The organism is Aliigemmobacter aestuarii (assembly GCF_004799285.1).
In the GTDB taxonomy this organism is placed as follows: domain Bacteria; phylum Pseudomonadota; class Alphaproteobacteria; order Rhodobacterales; family Rhodobacteraceae; genus Aliigemmobacter; species Aliigemmobacter aestuarii.
In genome coordinates, this window is sequence record NZ_SSND01000001.1 from 85,512 (window position 1) to 99,928 (window position 14,417).

Consider the following 14,417-nt stretch of genomic DNA (forward strand, 5'->3'; position numbering starts at 1 on the left):
AGGCGCAGGACAAACCGGGGTTTTGAGTCGTCAATCTAGGGCACGGCGGATTAACAAATCCCGCCAGAACGATCTCATTTCCGCCGCACATCCACATCCTCACAAGTTACGAATCACCCACCGCCTACCGCGCCGGAATGCCCTCTGACAGATGCTGTCTACATTGCATCAATGGCTGAAAATTGTTTCAGAACAGAGGGTTTAGGGAAAAGAGCGGGCCAAATCATGGCGGGAATCCGGCATCGCAAACCTTGGGTTGAAACCTGCGCGACACAGGCGCGCCCAAAGCGATTTCGCGAAAATCCGCGACAGATTCCGGCGCGCAGGAAAGGCGTCCGGCATCGCATCCGTCGTCCGCAACAGAAAAAGCCCCGGCAGTGCCGGGGCTTTTCCATTGGGGCCGGTGCGACAGATGGCGCAGCCGACCCCGCTGCATAAACCTTACTTGATCAGAAGACGCGCCTCGTGCTTCTTCAGCGTCTTGCGCGCAGCCGCATAGCCATCAAGCCCTTCGCGAGTCTGAAGTTCCGGGAACAGTTCGAAGATTTCGTTCCGCTGCGCATTGCCCATGCCCTTAAGCGTGTAGTCGCCAGGCTGGAAGCTTTCGGTCCAGGCGCCGTTCGACAACACCACCTCGTGCCGGTCGAACATGAAGTGGATGTAGGTCGTCCCCACGCTGTCCACCTCCTGCACGCCACGCCCCGCAACCAGATGCTTGGCCGCTACCAGCACTTCGTGTTCGTCGAAGTAAAGCGCGGTGCGGTCGTTGGCGACCAGGATGCGGTGGTTGGGGCTGACCATCGTGTCACGCTCCGGCAGGCCGTTCCCAAGGCTGCCCTGACGGATCAGGATCGGCTTCAGATGCGGGTTCGCCGTCAGGTCGCGCCAGGTCATCGCCTTGTGGCCGGTCCAGCGGATTTCCTGAATGCCGTTGTCGCGGGTGATCACCCGGTCGCCCGGCTTCAGGTTTTCCACCGGAACCTCGCCACGCGGCGTCGCGATCAGCGTGCCGGGGGTGAAGCAGGGGATGACGTTCTCGATATTGGTGAAGACGAGGCTGCCGGTGACATTGCCATCCGGGTCAAGGAAATTCACCGTCCCGTTTTCCACGTTCAACGGGTCGTAGTCGATCCGCAGCGGACCGGCGCCGCGCAAGTCGAGCGTGTCGAAGTCGTCGCCCCCCTCGTTGCCGTCGATCACGTCGCCGATGCCGTCTTCCGGCGCATTGACGATGAAGGTGTCACGGTCGTCACCGCCTGCCAGGCTGTCGAGGCCAAGACCACCGGTGATGGTGTCGTTGCCGGTGCCGCCGGTGATCGTGTCCTCGTCGATGCCGCCGTCCAGCAGGTCGTTGCCGTCACCGCCGTCGATCACATCGTCGTCGTCCAAGCCGAAGATCGTGTCATCCCCGCCGCCGCCGAAGATCGTGTCGGTACCGTTGTCGGGGCGCAGGTCGGTCGCGTCGGGGATGTTGATCTCGTCCGGGAAGCTCGGATCGAGCCCGCCATAGATCAGGTCGCCATCGTCGCCTCCGTCGATCACGTCGGCACCTTCGCCGCCGATGATCGTGTCGCTGCCGGTGCCGCCAAAGATCGTGTCGTCGTCGATCCCGCCGTCGATCAGATCGCCGCCGCCACCGCCGAAGATGACGTCATTGTCATCGCCCGTGGTGATCGTGTCGCTGCCGCCCGACCCATAGACGGTATCCTCGTCATCGGTGGGCGCGGTATCGGCCGGGTAAAGGCCCGGGTAGTCACGGTTCGGCAGGGGCACGCCGCCCGAGGTGTCGATCACATCCTCGCCCGCGCCGCCATAGACCAGGTCGTTGCCGTCGCCGGTGGCGATCGTATCATTGCCACGGCCACCGCCCACGGTATCGTCACCCTCGCCGGTATCGACAAGGTCATCGCCCGCGCCGGCATCGACGGTATCATCGCCGTCGCCCGACAGGATCGTGTCATTGCCATCGCCGGCGCGGACATGATCGTCATTGCCGCTGTCGCCGGGCAGGATCGCATCGTCGTTGTCGATGAAGTCGCCGTCCGGGTCGCCGGTGTAGCCGACGTCGATCAGATCGCCCCCCGGCGTTCCGTCGACATAGCCGTCACTGACCGGCGGCGGGGGGGGCGGCGGCGGCGGCGACGCTTCCACCGTGATCGTCCAGGTCGCGGTGTCGGTCAGGCCCTCGGGGTCGGTGATCGTGTAGTCGACCGAGGTAACGCCGGTGAAGCCCGCGTTCGGCGTGAAGGTCAGCGTGCCGTCGGGGTTGATCGCGACGGTGCCGTCCGGCGTGGTGCCGACCGAGATCACCGAGAGCGGGTCGCCATCGACGTCCGAATCGTTGCCCAGAACCGCAAAGGTCACAGGCGTGTTCACCGGCGTGGTCGAGGCGTCATCCTCGGCCACCGGCGCGTCGTTCACCGGGTTCACCGTGACGGTGACGGTCGAGGTCGCCTCGTTCCCGTCCGGGTCGGTGATCGTGTAGGTGATCGTGTCGGTGCCGTTGAAATCCGGGTCGGGCGTGTATTCCAGCGTGCCGTCCGGGTTCACCGTGACGGTGCCGTTCGGCGCCGTGGGCGTACCGGTCACGGTCAGCGGCTGACCTTCCGGATCGGTGTCGTTGCCCAAGACGTCGATCACGACGGGCGTGTCCTCGTCCGTCTCGGCGCTGTCGGGGTTCGCAACCGGGCGGTCGTCGGTGATGGTGATCGTCCAGGTCGCGGTGTCGGTCAGGCCCTCGGGGTCGGTGATCGTGTAGTCGACCGAGGTAACGCCGGTGAAGCCCGCGTTCGGCGTGAAGGTCAGCGTGCCGTCGGGGTTGATCGCGACGGTGCCGTCCGGCGTGGTGCCGACCGAGATCACCGAGAGCGGATCACCATCGACGTCCGAATCGTTGCCCAGAACCGCAAAGGTCACAGGCGTGTTCACCGGCGTGGTCGAGGCGTCATCCTCGGCCACCGGCGCGTCGTTCACCGGGTTCACCGTGACGGTGACGGTCGAGGTCGCCTCGTTCCCGTCCGGGTCGGTGATCGTGTAGGTGATCGTGTCGGTGCCGTTGAAATCCGGGGCGGGCGTGTATTCCAGCGTGCCGTCCGGGTTCACCGTGACGGTGCCGTTCGGCGCCGTGGGCGTACCGGTCACGGTCAGCGGCTGACCTTCCGGATCGGTGTCGTTGCCAAGAACGTCGATCACGACGGGCGTGTCCTCGTCCGTCTCGGCGCTGTCGGGGTTCGCAACCGGCGGAGCGTCAAGGTTATCGACGCTGTCGGAGAGCGAGAAGAATTCGACGGAGCCGGCGAAGTACTGGTCGATGTTGTCGAGCTGGCCGGGGTTCGAGCTGGCCTGCCCCGCGCCGATCATCCAGGGCTGGTTCTGGCCACTGTCGGACATGTCCATCGTCAGACCCTCGGGCACGTCATCCGCGAAGGTGGTGCCCTGGGTCAGGTTGGTGATCTCGAGGCGGCCGACGCCGTTCTCGTCCCAGGAATAGGTGACGTTGACCTCGTCACCGGGGGCATAGAACCCGGCGGGCGTGCCAAAGCTGACGCTGCCCGAGGTGTCTTCGTGCAGGATCTGGATCGAGCCATCGGGCATGACCTGGAGCCGGTAACCGCCTTCGGTCACGCCGACGCTGTCGCGCGAAAGAACGGTCTGCGGCGCCGAAATGGCCGCATCGCCGGTGGTAAACTGGATTTCCAGCGTGCCGCGCGGCAGCTGGAAGGTCGGGTCGGGGTAGATCTTGACCAGGTCGTTGACCCCGTCCAGCACCGCCTGCCCGCCGACCGAGGTCGCACCGTTCAGGTAGATGCCCTGCTGGGCGCCGTTGCCCAGGGCCGAGTCCGCCGCGGTCGTGCCTGCGTCGTCGAGATTGTACAGCGCGAAAACCGGCATCGTTCTTACCTCGCTTCATCCAGAACCCCGCAGGGGCCCTTCAGATCACCAGCCTCCGAACGGAGGCAAACACCATGTGCCCTCACGTGTTGCCACGGCGAGGACGTTGATGCCCGTCGTCAGATTGTGCGAGGTACAGAGAGCTGCCCCGGGAAAACGGGGGTCCGGCCTTTTGTCCAGGTCCGGCTTGCGGATCAATTTCCGAAGTTTGGCAGCGTTTCCGACTTACTCCCATGCCTTCCGGCACTACACCACTGAACGACCGCCCCCACGGCCACAAGTCCTACCCAGGAGGACCTCATAATGAATAATGTCTGAATCGGTTTCGGGGAAGCGAAAAAAGGCAAAGTCGTGTCGACCTGCCAGTGGCGCGTCACAATTTTTCCTTACTTTGCCACAATACTTGCAATCTGTGGTTGCACCGCAGTTTCCGGATCGTCAATGGTAGCGATGGGAAAAGGTACCGAAGATTGGCATGATTTTTCCCGGAATTTCCGGGGGAAGCCGGCTTTTCTGGCGACCGCCAGCGTCAGCCATGAGGCGCAACTGTTTCCACCTCGTGAACAGAACCACCGGCAACCAAGTCGTTAACCCAGATGCCGAAATCCGGCTGACCCTGGTTTCGTGCCGTCACGCCTGTTGCCGGAATGCGGAAAATGCTGCGGATTCCACCGGTCTTTTTCCAAAGGCGGAACGGTCCTGTCCGTGAACAAGCCGAATCACCGCGCCGGCGACCAGTCGGACGACCGGGTCCTGCCAAAAACCGCATGAGATGGTGCCCGAGGTGAGATTCGAACTCACACACCCGTTAGGGCGGAGGATTTTGAATCCCCTGCGTCTACCGTTCCGCCACTCGGGCCCGAGGCGGGTTTATCCTGCGCGGGAACGGGCGTCAATCGCCCGGCCCGGGCCATGCGTCTAGAGCGTTCGTGCGGCAAAGGTGTCGCATTGGGCCAGATCGCCGGATTGCAGGCCGCGCAGGAACCAGCGGGACCGTTGCTCGGATGTGCCATGCGTGAAGGTATGGGGCATCGGGCGCTGGCCGGCGTTGCGCTGCAGCGTGTCATCCCCGATCTGGCGCGCCGCGTTCACCGCCTCTTCCAGGTCGCCCGGCTCGACCGACCCGAACTGTTCATGCGCGCCCCGGGCCCAGATCCCCGAAAGGCAATCGGCCTGAAGCTCGATCCTGACCGAGATCTCGTTGCTTTCGGCCTGGCTGACCTGCTGGCGGACCTGGTTCGCCTTGCCAAGGATGCCCAGCTGGTTCTGGACATGGTGGGCCACCTCATGGGCCACCACATAGGCGGCGGCGAAATCCCCGCCGGCCCCCAGCTTGCGCGACATCGTGGTGAAGAAATCCGTATCCAGATAGACCTTCTGGTCGCCGGGGCAGTAGAACGGGCCGGTTGCGCCGCTGGCCCCGCCGCAGGGTGACTGCGTGACGCCCTTGTAAAGCACCAGAACGGCCGGCGTATAGGCGCGGTTCAGCTGTTCCTCGAAGACACGCGCCCAGACCTCTTCGGTATCGGCCAGCGTGACCGACACGAATTCCCCCGCGGCGCGGTCGGCCTCGGTCATCTCGGAACCAGCGGGCGCGCCGCCGACGCCGGGATCGTTCAGCAAGGGCGTGACGTCGACGCCGAGGAAATAGCCGATCGCCAGGATCGCCAGAAGCCCCACGCCCCCCACGCCGCCGGCACGGACCGCACCGCCCCGGCCGCGCCGGTCCTCGATGTTGCGGCTGCCGCGCCGCCCCTTCCATTCCATGACCGTCCCCCCCTGTCCCAATTCCGCCGCGACCCGGATCCTGCGCGGAAAGGTGCCTTTCCTATCCATAGGATATGCCATGCCGCCTGGCAAAGCCGAAGTCGCGGGCTTGACGCAGCATCCGCCCCGTGATGCAAGCAGGGCCAACCGCAAACGGGGGCAAGGGCCAGTGATCCGCGCGCTTTACGATTGGACATTCTCCCTGGCCGGGCACCGCCACGCGATGGCGGCGCTGGCCTTCGTGGCCTTCATCGAAAGCTCGGTCTTCCCGATCCCGCCCGACATCCTGATGATCCCGATGATCCTCGCGCGGCCGCACCGCGCCTTCGCGATCGCGGCGGTGGCGACGGTGGCCTCGGTCGTGGGGGGGCTTTTCGGCTATTTCATCGGCGCCTACCTGTTTGAAACCGTCGGCCAGCCGGTGTTGCAGTTCTATGGCAAGGACGCCTATTTCGACGAATTCTCGCAGCGCTACAACGAATGGGGCGCATGGGCCGTGCTGATTGCGGGCGTCACCCCCTTCCCCTACAAGGTGATCACCATCCTGTCGGGAACGACGGGCCTGTCGCTGACGGTGTTCATGGTGGCCAGTGTCGCCGCGCGGGGCTTGCGCTTTTTTCTGGTCGCGGCACTTCTGTGGAAATACGGCCCGCCGGTCCGCGACTTCATCGAACGGCGTCTGGGGTTGATGTTCACCCTGGCCGTCCTGCTTCTTCTGGGCGGGTTCGCCGCCGTGAGGTATCTCTGATGTCACGCACGACGCTCATTCTTCTGGCCGCAGGCGGATCGGCCGCGCTTCTGGCGGCGGCCTTCGGCTTTCAGCACATCGGCGGCTATGCGCCTTGCCAGATGTGCCTGTGGCAGCGCTGGCCGCATGCCGCGGCGGTGGTCATCGGGCTTCTGGCGCTGCTGCTGAAAGGGCGCACCCTGCCCTGGCTCGGCGCACTGGCCGCGCTCGCCACGGCGGCGATCGCGGCGTATCATTCGGGGGTGGAGCGGAAGTGGTGGCCTGGCCCGGCCTCCTGTTCCTCTGGCTCGATCGAGGGGCTGAGCGTGGACCAGCTCCTGGATCCGACGATCGTCGTGGCGGCCCCCGTCCCCTGCGACGAGATCGTCTGGCAGATGTTCGGGCTGACCATGCCGAACCTCAACCTCTTCGCGTCGCTGGCCCTGGCGGCGGTCTGGGTGATGGCCGCGCAGATCCGCCGCCGCTGACGGCCTGCGGGCGCCCGCAAGGACGGAGTCGGGAAGGAAGGGGGGCTGTCTGCCCCCCTCTTTGGCTGCGCCAAATTCACCCCCCGAGGGTATTTTCGCCAGGTTGAAGGACAATTTGAGTCAAATGCGCTTCAACCTGACGCAAATATCCCGGGGGTGAGAGCCGAAGGCCCGAGGGGGCAGCGCCCCCTTTCCGCGCCCCGAGCCGCCGGATGGCGGATCACTCCGTCACTGCCGGAAGGTCACCGACAAGACGTTCGTATTCCTGGATCGCGAAACGGTCGGTCATGCCGGCCACATAATCGGCCACGATCCGGGCCAGTTCCGCGTCGCCCTGCGCGGCATCGACATCGGCCCGCCATTCCTGCGGCAAAAGCTCGGGTCGCGACAGGAAGAGCGGGAAAAGCCCGTTGACCACCTTCGTCACCCGCGCGCGTTCGCGCATCACGCTGGGGGCACGGTACATGCGGGTGAAGAGGAACGACCGCACCGCCTTCAGGTCCTGGTAAAGCGGTTTCGAGAAGCGGATGATCGTGGTGCCCATGGCGCGGATGTCGTCCACGGATTTCGGCTGCGCGGCCTCGAGCCGCCCGCGCGCCACCGCGATCACGTCCTCGACCATCACGCCGAAGACGCGGCGCAGGGCTTCGTGCCGGCGCCGCATCCGTTCGAGGCCGGGATAGATCCGGTCGACCTCGGCGAAGGCGGGGCCGGTCACGGGAAGCTCCATCAGGTCGGTTTCGGAGAAGAGGCCCGAGCGCAGCCCGTCATGCAGGTCATGATGGGAATAGGCCACGTCATCGGCGATGGCCGCCACCTGCGCCTCGGCGCTGGCATGGGTTCCCAGTTCCAGATCGAAGGCCGCGTTCACCTCGGCCAGCGCATAGGGCAGATCGCCGGTGACGGGACCGTTGTGCTTGGCGATGCCTTCCAGCGATTCCCAGGTCAGGTTCAGCCCGTCGAAATCGGCGTAATGGCGTTCCAGCCGCGTCACGATCCTGAGCGCCTGCGCATTATGGTCGAACCCGCCATAGGGGGCCATCAGCGCCTCCATCGCGTCCTCGCCGGTATGGCCGAAGGGCGTGTGGCCCAGGTCGTGGGCCAGCGCGATGCATTCCGCCAGATCGGTGTTCAGCCCCAGAACCCCCGCGATGGTGCGCGCGACCTGCGCCACCTCGATCGAATGCGTGAGCCGCGTGCGGTAATAATCGCCCTCATGTTCGACGAAGACCTGTGTCTTGTGCTTCAGCCGTCGGAAGGCGCTGGAATGGATGATCCGGTCGCGGTCGCGCTGAAAGGGGGATCGGAACGAACTCATCCGTTCCGGGAAAAGCCGCCCGCGCGAGGCGTCGGGCTGGCAGGCATAGGGGGCAAGCATGGGTCCGCCTGTTCTTGTCTGGTCTTCCTGCTCATCCTATATTGCCTATGTCGCAGAAAAACAGGGGCTTTCGCCGTGATGGACCTGACGCTTCCGCCGCGCGTGACCGATCGCGCCTTCGCCCGCCTGGCCGAGATCGCCGAGGCGACCGGCGAATTGCGCGCGCTGCGCGTGGCCGTCGAGGGGGGCGGATGTTCGGGGTTCCAGTATGACATCCGGCTGGACGATCCGGCCTCGGGCGATCTGGTGATCGAGAAGGACGGGCAGAAGGTGCTGGTTGACGAGGTGTCGCTGCCCTTCCTGCAGAATGCCGTGATCGACTTTTCCGATGAACTGATCGGGGCACGTTTCGTGATCGAAAACCCCAACGCCAGTTCGTCCTGCGGCTGCGGAACGTCCTTTTCGATCTGACCGGGCGGCTTGCCGCGTCGTCCGTTTTCCGCAGATTTCGCAATCTCTTCCTAGACATGCGACATCAGGGCGCTAGCTGTCCCGCAACGGAATTGGGACAGGACGGAAGATGGACACTGCGCTGATCCTCGGGTCGGGGCCGAGTGCCCCTCTGGCACGTTCCTGGCCGCGCGGCGCCTTCGGGCGGATCGTGGCGATCAACAACGCCCATATGATCCGCCCCGACTGGGACGAATGCATCTTTCCCTGGGATTTCCCGCAAGACCGCCAGCCGAGCCCGGCAGCCGGGCAACGGCTGGTGACGGAGGCCGATTTCGTGCCGGCGCAGAACGCCTTCGGCGGCTTCGTCTATGGCGGGGGCACGATGGCCTTCACGGCCGCCTATTGGGTGCTTCATGCCCATGCCCCGCGCGTGATCGGCTTCATGGGATGCGACATGCATTACCCGCGCCAGGGCCGGACGCATTTCTACGGACAGGGAACGCCCGATCCGCTGCGCGCGGACATCACGCTGCAATCGCTCGAGGCGAAGTCGGCGCGGGCGATGGTGCTGGCGGCGATGCAGGGGATCGCCTTGGTCAACTTGTCGGACGGCCCGACGCGGCTGGTCTTTCCGCGGGTCCGGCCCGACCGCATCGACCGCGCGGCACCCGCCTCCTTCGATGAAGCGGCCGCAAACCGCGCGCTGCGGCGTGAGGCGGAGCTGGGTTATCTGGTTCCCTCGGGCCGCTACTGGGAAGAGATCGGGCGCCTTTCGGCGGTTGAATTGCGGCATCTCGACGATCTGTGGCTGAAGGCCGCCGCCCCCGCGATCCGGGCCGCGGCCTGAACCGGGTTCTCAGCGCAGCCGCAGAAGATGACCGCGCGCCAGGAACTGGCCCGCGATCCGCATCCAGCGTGGGGCAGCGGCCACCGGGCTGTCGGGCAGGCCCGGTTCCTGCACATGGATGTGCAGGTGCGGCTCGGACGACCGTCCGCTGTTGCCGACTTCGCCCAGGGGCGCGCCCTGGCCCACCTCCTGCCCCTCGCTGACCTCGATCGAACCGGGGCGAAGATGCGCCAGCACGACCCAGAGGCCGCCGCAATCCAGGATGACGTGGTTTCCCAGCGGAAACTCGATGTCCATCTGCGACACGGGCATGTCGGGCAGCGCGGCTTCGGTGGCGACGACGCGACCCGCGCAGGGGGCCAGCACGGGGCGGCCATAGATCAGATAGCGGGACGGGTCCTCGGCCTGCCCTTCGGTCTTGCGGCGGCCCAGGTCGTCGATGGCCACCAGATCGACGCCATGCATCTGCCCGCGCCAGCGTTCGGCCCGGTCTGCGGGAAGGCGTGCCACCGCAAGATGCGCGTTGATCAGGGTGTGGCGTCCGCCATTGGCCACCCAGTAGACGCCTTCGGGAAGCGGCGGCGCCAGATCGGCCAGCGTGCCCTCGGGTGCGCGCCGCCCGTCGAGCGCCACGACGACAAGCCCCGCGCCGATCCCGGCAAGCGCCAGCACCGCCCCACCGGCCAGCAGCCGCGACCGGTTGCGGACCGACCGGCGCAGGCCGAACAGGGCCGCCAGCGCCCAAAGCCCGCCCATCACCCAGGGCGCATGGACCGAGGGCCATTGCCACATCCCCACTAGCCCGACGCCGGCGATCGCCAGCCCCACCGCCCCCGCCTGCACCCACCGCCAGCGACCGGCAAAGGGCCGGAACGCCAGCCACAGGATCAGCAGAAGGCAGAAAATCGTCTGGATCAGGGGAAGATAGGTCATCCGGGGCCTTGCAACCGTTGCGCGTGTGGTCCTGCTATCGCGCGGCGGTCGGGTTCCGTCAAACCGGCCCGGCGGCATTCCGCCTTGCCGGTCGGCGGGTCTCTGCCTAGAACGGTCGGTGCAGCCCCGATCCTTGCGCAAAGGTCCGCCGATGAAACTTGCCACCTTCAACATCAACGGCATCAAGGCCCGGGCCGAGGCGCTGCCCCGCTGGCTGAACGCCGCGCGCCCCGATGTCGTCTGCCTGCAAGAGATCAAGTCGGTGGACGACGCCTTTCCGCGCGAGGTGTTCGAGGGGATGGGTTATCGGGTGGAAACGCACGGGCAGAAATCCTTCAACGGCGTGGCGATCCTGTCGCGGCTGCCACTGGAGGATGTGACGCGCGGCCTGCCCGGCGACCCCGAGGACGAACAGGCCCGCTGGATCGAGGCGACAGTGATCGGGGACAAGGGCGCGATCAGGGTTTGCGGGCTCTATCTGCCCAATGGCAACCCCGCGCCGGGGCCGAAATATGACTACAAGCTGGCCTGGATGGACCGGATGCAGAGCCGCGCCGCCGAACTTCTGGCGACCGAGGAACCGGTGGCGATGATCGGGGATTACAACGTGATCCCCCAGCCCGAGGATGCGGCAAAGCCCGAGGCCTGGGTCGAGGATGCGCTGTTCCTGCCCGAAAGCCGCGCGGCCTTTCGCCGGATCCTGCATCTTGGCTTTACCGATGCCTTCCGCGCGTGTCATCAGGGGCCGGGGCATTACACCTTCTGGGATTATCAGGCGAATGCCTGGGAACGGAACAACGGCATCCGGATCGACCATCTGCTGCTGTCGCCGCAGGCCGCCGACCGGCTGACGGATTGCCAGATCGACCGGATGGTGCGGGCGGGCGACAAGCCTTCCGATCACGTGCCGGTCTGGGTCGAACTGGACATCTGACGCGCCGCCGCCGCCGGGTTCGACCGCTCAGGCGGCGGTCACGTCGTGGCCATAGATCCAGTCATAGCGCGCCAGCGCGAAATCCGGGCGGATCGCGCCGAGCGCACGCAGGCCCAGATGCGCCACCGCCCGCACCGGCCCGCCCAGGTGATAGGCCCGCGCATTGGCATTGGCGGCCTCGACGATCCGCGCGCAGCGCGGCGCGCGGGCCGCCTGATAGGCCGAAAGCGCCCCGGGCGTGATCCCGTCGCGGTCCAGCGTCGCGGCCAGAACCCAGGCATCCTCAAGCGCCATGTTCGCGCCCTGCGCAAGGAAGGGCAGCGTCGGATGCGCGGCGTCGCCCAGGATGGCGGCCACGCCTTCGGGCATCGCCTTCTGCCAGGTCCGCGCGACATTGTGCCGGAACAGCCCCCAGAGCCAGCATTCCTGCACCTCGGCCAGCCAGCCTTTCACACGCGGATTGAAGGCCTCGAAGGCCACCCGCAAGGACATCGGGTCGTCCTTCAGGTTCCAGCCCTCCTCGACCCAGCGGCGGCGTTCCTCGACCGCCACGATGTTGCGCAGGGTCCCGCCGCGCAGGGGGTAGCTGACCAGATGCTTGCCCGGCGCCATGTGAACCTCGGCCACGGGGTCGGCGCCAGGCTCGCAGGGGATCACGGCGCGCCAGGCCACCTGATTGGTGAAGAAGGGCGCCGTCACCCCGTTCAGCGCATGGTGGACCCTGGAATGAAGCCCGTCGGCCCCGATCAGAACGGCAGGGGCATGTTCCACGCCCTGGGCCGTGACGATGCGCGGGCGCGCGCCGGAAAGGTCGACCGTCTCGATCCGCTGCAGCAACCGGATCTCGACCCCGGCGGAACGGGCGCCTTCGGCCAGAAGGTCGATCAGGTCGGCGCGGTGCATCAGGTGATAGCTGCCCCTGCCCCGCGTCAGGTCGATGCCCGTGACCGGCGCGCCATCGGGGCCGTTGATCAGCCGCACGCCGGTGGCCCGGATCGACCCCGCATCAAGCGCCTCGCCCAGACCCAGGGCGCGCAGCACCGCCGCGCCGTTCGGGCTGATCTGAAGTCCCGCGCCCACCTCGCGGATCGCCTCGGCCTGTTCCATCAGCGTGACCTGCGCACCACGCAGCGCCAACGCCCGCGCCAGCGCAAGGCCCGCCACGCCCGCCCCCAGGACCGTTACCGGTGCACCATCAAGCTTCATGACCCCTCCCCGGCACAGCCGGCCCCCGAAACACAAGACGCCGGGCCTTTGCGGACCCGGCGCCATTCTGTCTGCCACATGGCTTTCCCGCAAGGCGGCCGCTACCCACCGGCGCGGCCCGCCGCTGCGTTCAGTCGTCGCGGTGCACCTTCTCGCGCCGCTCGTGGCGTTCCTGCGCCTCAAGCGTCATGGTCGCGATCGGGCGGGCGTCCAGCCGCTTGAGGCTGATGGGTTCGCCCGTCACCTCGCAATAGCCGTATTCGCCGTTCTCGATCCGCCGCAGCGCCGCGTCGATCTTGTTGACGAGCTTGCGCTGGCGATCCCGCGTGCGCAGTTCCAGCGCGCGATCCGTCTCTTCCGAGGCGCGATCGGCGAGGTCCGGCACGTTGCGGGCGCTTTCCTGCAGATTGTCGATCGTCTCGGCCGACTGTTCAAGAAGCTCGGACTTCCACATAACCAGTTTCCGCCGGAAGTATTCCAGCTGGCGCTCGTTCATGAACGGTTCGTCTTCCGCCGGACGGTAGTCGTCGGGAAGGAACGTCTCTGCCTTCATCCCTGCACTCTCCTCAAGGTCGGACCGTGCCGACAAGTGGGCGACTGTCATGGTGCACGCTCCTGCTGGCGCCCCTCTAAACGAAGCGGATGGGATTGTCACTAGCGGTTGCGAGGTTTTGTGTGCGCCGCTACCCTTATCCGCAACATCCCGAACCAGAGGCCCGAGCGCACAATGAAATTCCAGTCCACCGCCGGTTACGTGGCCACCGATGACCTGACAATGGCGGTCAACGCGGCTGTGACCCTGGAACGCCCGCTTCTGGTCAAGGGCGAACCGGGCACCGGAAAGACGGAACTGGCGCGGCAGGTGGCCTCGGCCCTGGGGCTGCCGATCATCGAATGGCATGTGAAATCAACGACAAAGGCACAACAGGGCCTTTACGAATACGACGCCGTCAGCCGTCTGCGCGACAGCCAGCTGGGAGATGCGCGCGTCAACGACGTGAAGAACTACATCCGCAAGGGCAAGCTGTGGCAGGCCTTCGAGGCGCCCGGAAAGGTCGTGCTGTTGATCGACGAGATCGACAAGGCCGATATCGAATTTCCGAACGATCTGTTGCAGGAACTCGACCGAATGGAATTTCACGTCTACGAGACCGGCGAGACGATCCGCGCGACCAACCGCCCGATCGTCATCATCACCTCGAACAACGAAAAGGAACTGCCGGACGCCTTCCTGCGGCGCTGCTTCTTCCACTACATCCGCTTTCCCGACATGGAAACGATGCGCGCCATCGTCGGCGTGCATTTCCCCGGCCTGAAAGAAGCCCTGCTGACCGAGGCGCTGACGCAGTTCTTCGAGCTGCGCGAGATGCCGGGACTGAAGAAGAAGCCTTCGACATCGGAAGTGCTGGATTGGCTCAAGCTGCTTCTGGCCGAGGATCTGGCCCCCGAAGACCTGCGGCGCGAGGGCAAGGCGGTGCTGCCGAAACTGCACGGTGCGCTTCTGAAGAACGAACAGGACGTTCACCTGTTCGAACGACTGGCCTTCATGGCGCGCGGCCAACGCTGAACCATGTGAAGGACGAGAGACAAACCCTTGAACCCGCGCAGGGAATCGGGAACGGGAATCGGGACCAACGGCCCGGAATTTGCCCTCGTTCGGCCACAGTCACATCACGGCGCGCCGGATTTTTGACATAACCTGAAACAATTCGCGATCTTGCCGCGGCAAATCTGGCGGTCGGCGCGATCCGGGCACCCAGTGCTAGATTCGGGACAATCCCGAAGATTCCCAAAGATTGACACAAGCAAGCCCCGATACCGACACTTCCGGCAGGCCATATCGAAAGGTGTGG

At 65.7% G+C, this 14,417-nt stretch carries 12 protein-coding genes and 1 tRNA gene; 6 read left to right on the forward strand and 7 right to left on the reverse strand.

What is annotated here, in order from left to right:
* Positions 1 to 441: 441 nt before the first annotated feature.
* The 3 genes from E7811_RS00350 to ypfJ all read right to left on the reverse strand — a co-directional run bounded on the left by E7811_RS00350 (position 442) and on the right by ypfJ (position 5,658).
* On the reverse strand, positions 442 to 3,891 hold the full coding sequence (locus E7811_RS00350; protein WP_136392629.1) for an Ig-like domain-containing protein: 3,450 nt from the start codon (positions 3,889 to 3,891) through the stop codon (positions 442 to 444).
* Positions 3,892 to 4,664: 773 nt separating this feature from the next.
* Positions 4,665 to 4,750, reverse strand: a tRNA-Leu gene (locus E7811_RS00355).
* Positions 4,751 to 4,809: 59 nt separating this feature from the next.
* A complete protein-coding gene (ypfJ, locus tag E7811_RS00360; protein WP_136392630.1) occupies positions 4,810 to 5,658 on the reverse strand; it encodes a KPN_02809 family neutral zinc metallopeptidase in 849 nt (282 codons plus the stop codon).
* A 169-nt stretch (positions 5,659 to 5,827) separates the two neighbouring features.
* Here ypfJ and E7811_RS00365 point away from each other — a divergent pair, with 169 nt between their 5' ends.
* Positions 5,828 to 6,406, forward strand: a complete 579-nt coding sequence (locus tag E7811_RS00365) for a YqaA family protein (protein WP_136392631.1) — start codon at positions 5,828 to 5,830, stop codon at positions 6,404 to 6,406.
* Complete coding sequence (locus E7811_RS00370) at positions 6,406 to 6,873, forward strand: disulfide bond formation protein B (protein ID WP_136392632.1); 468 nt, start codon at positions 6,406 to 6,408, stop codon at positions 6,871 to 6,873. The genes E7811_RS00365 and E7811_RS00370 overlap by 1 nt, the downstream gene beginning before the upstream one ends.
* 220 nt (positions 6,874 to 7,093) lie before the next feature.
* Here the strand turns inward: E7811_RS00370 and E7811_RS00375 are convergent, their stop codons facing one another.
* Positions 7,094 to 8,251, reverse strand: a complete 1,158-nt coding sequence (locus E7811_RS00375; protein ID WP_136392633.1) for a deoxyguanosinetriphosphate triphosphohydrolase — start codon at positions 8,249 to 8,251, stop codon at positions 7,094 to 7,096.
* 84 nt (positions 8,252 to 8,335) lie between these two features.
* Between E7811_RS00375 and E7811_RS00380 the strand changes: the two genes are divergently transcribed.
* Together E7811_RS00380 and E7811_RS00385 are read left to right on the forward strand one after the other, a co-directional pair.
* Positions 8,336 to 8,662 carry a HesB/IscA family protein gene (locus E7811_RS00380; RefSeq protein ID WP_136394154.1) on the forward strand — a complete coding sequence of 109 codons (327 nt, stop codon included), beginning with the start codon at positions 8,336 to 8,338 and terminating at the stop codon, positions 8,660 to 8,662.
* 109 nt (positions 8,663 to 8,771) lie between these two features.
* On the forward strand, positions 8,772 to 9,491 hold the full coding sequence (locus E7811_RS00385) for a hypothetical protein (protein ID WP_136392634.1): 720 nt from the start codon (positions 8,772 to 8,774) through the stop codon (positions 9,489 to 9,491).
* 9 nt (positions 9,492 to 9,500) lie between these two features.
* Here E7811_RS00385 and E7811_RS00390 read toward each other — a convergent pair whose 3' ends face one another.
* Positions 9,501 to 10,424 (reverse strand): M23 family metallopeptidase, encoded by a 924-nt coding sequence (locus tag E7811_RS00390; RefSeq protein WP_168732888.1) that lies wholly within the window; start codon positions 10,422 to 10,424, stop codon positions 9,501 to 9,503.
* 151 nt (positions 10,425 to 10,575) lie between these two features.
* Between E7811_RS00390 and xth the strand changes: the two genes are divergently transcribed.
* Positions 10,576 to 11,358, forward strand: a complete 783-nt coding sequence (xth, locus tag E7811_RS00395) for an exodeoxyribonuclease III (RefSeq protein ID WP_136392636.1) — start codon at positions 10,576 to 10,578, stop codon at positions 11,356 to 11,358.
* Positions 11,359 to 11,385: 27 nt separating this feature from the next.
* On the opposite strand, the gene E7811_RS00400 is transcribed toward xth, so the two are convergent.
* Positions 11,386 to 12,564, reverse strand: a complete 1,179-nt coding sequence (locus E7811_RS00400; protein ID WP_136392637.1) for an FAD-dependent monooxygenase — start codon at positions 12,562 to 12,564, stop codon at positions 11,386 to 11,388.
* A 130-nt stretch (positions 12,565 to 12,694) separates the two neighbouring features.
* The gene (gene dksA, locus E7811_RS00405) at positions 12,695 to 13,117 is read right to left on the reverse strand and encodes an RNA polymerase-binding protein DksA (RefSeq protein WP_136394155.1); all 423 of its coding nucleotides are present in this window, start codon (positions 13,115 to 13,117) and stop codon (positions 12,695 to 12,697) included.
* A gap of 174 nt (positions 13,118 to 13,291) precedes the next feature.
* Here dksA and E7811_RS00410 point away from each other — a divergent pair, with 174 nt between their 5' ends.
* Positions 13,292 to 14,131, forward strand: coding sequence for an AAA family ATPase (locus E7811_RS00410; protein ID WP_136392638.1), 840 nt, complete (start codon positions 13,292 to 13,294; stop codon positions 14,129 to 14,131).
* Positions 14,132 to 14,417 lie beyond the last annotated feature (286 nt).

Bases quoted from the DNA above. Each gene is read 5' to 3' on its own strand.
- E7811_RS00410 (WP_136392638.1), top strand. From the start codon at position 13,292: ATGAAATTCCAGTCCACCGCCGGTTACGTGGCCACCGATGACCTGACA.
- E7811_RS00375 (WP_136392633.1), bottom strand. From the start codon at position 8,251: ATGCTTGCCCCCTATGCCTGCCAGCCCGACGCCTCGCGCGGGCGGCTT.
- E7811_RS00390 (WP_168732888.1), bottom strand. From the start codon at position 10,424: ATGACCTATCTTCCCCTGATCCAGACGATTTTCTGCCTTCTGCTGATC.
- dksA (WP_136394155.1), bottom strand. From the start codon at position 13,117: ATGAAGGCAGAGACGTTCCTTCCCGACGACTACCGTCCGGCGGAAGAC.
- E7811_RS00400 (WP_136392637.1), bottom strand. From the start codon at position 12,564: ATGAAGCTTGATGGTGCACCGGTAACGGTCCTGGGGGCGGGCGTGGCG.
- E7811_RS00350 (WP_136392629.1), bottom strand. From the start codon at position 3,891: ATGCCGGTTTTCGCGCTGTACAATCTCGACGACGCAGGCACGACCGCG.
- E7811_RS00385 (WP_136392634.1), top strand. From the start codon at position 8,772: ATGGACACTGCGCTGATCCTCGGGTCGGGGCCGAGTGCCCCTCTGGCA.
- E7811_RS00370 (WP_136392632.1), top strand. From the start codon at position 6,406: ATGTCACGCACGACGCTCATTCTTCTGGCCGCAGGCGGATCGGCCGCG.
- xth (WP_136392636.1), top strand. From the start codon at position 10,576: ATGAAACTTGCCACCTTCAACATCAACGGCATCAAGGCCCGGGCCGAG.
- ypfJ (WP_136392630.1), bottom strand. From the start codon at position 5,658: ATGGAATGGAAGGGGCGGCGCGGCAGCCGCAACATCGAGGACCGGCGC.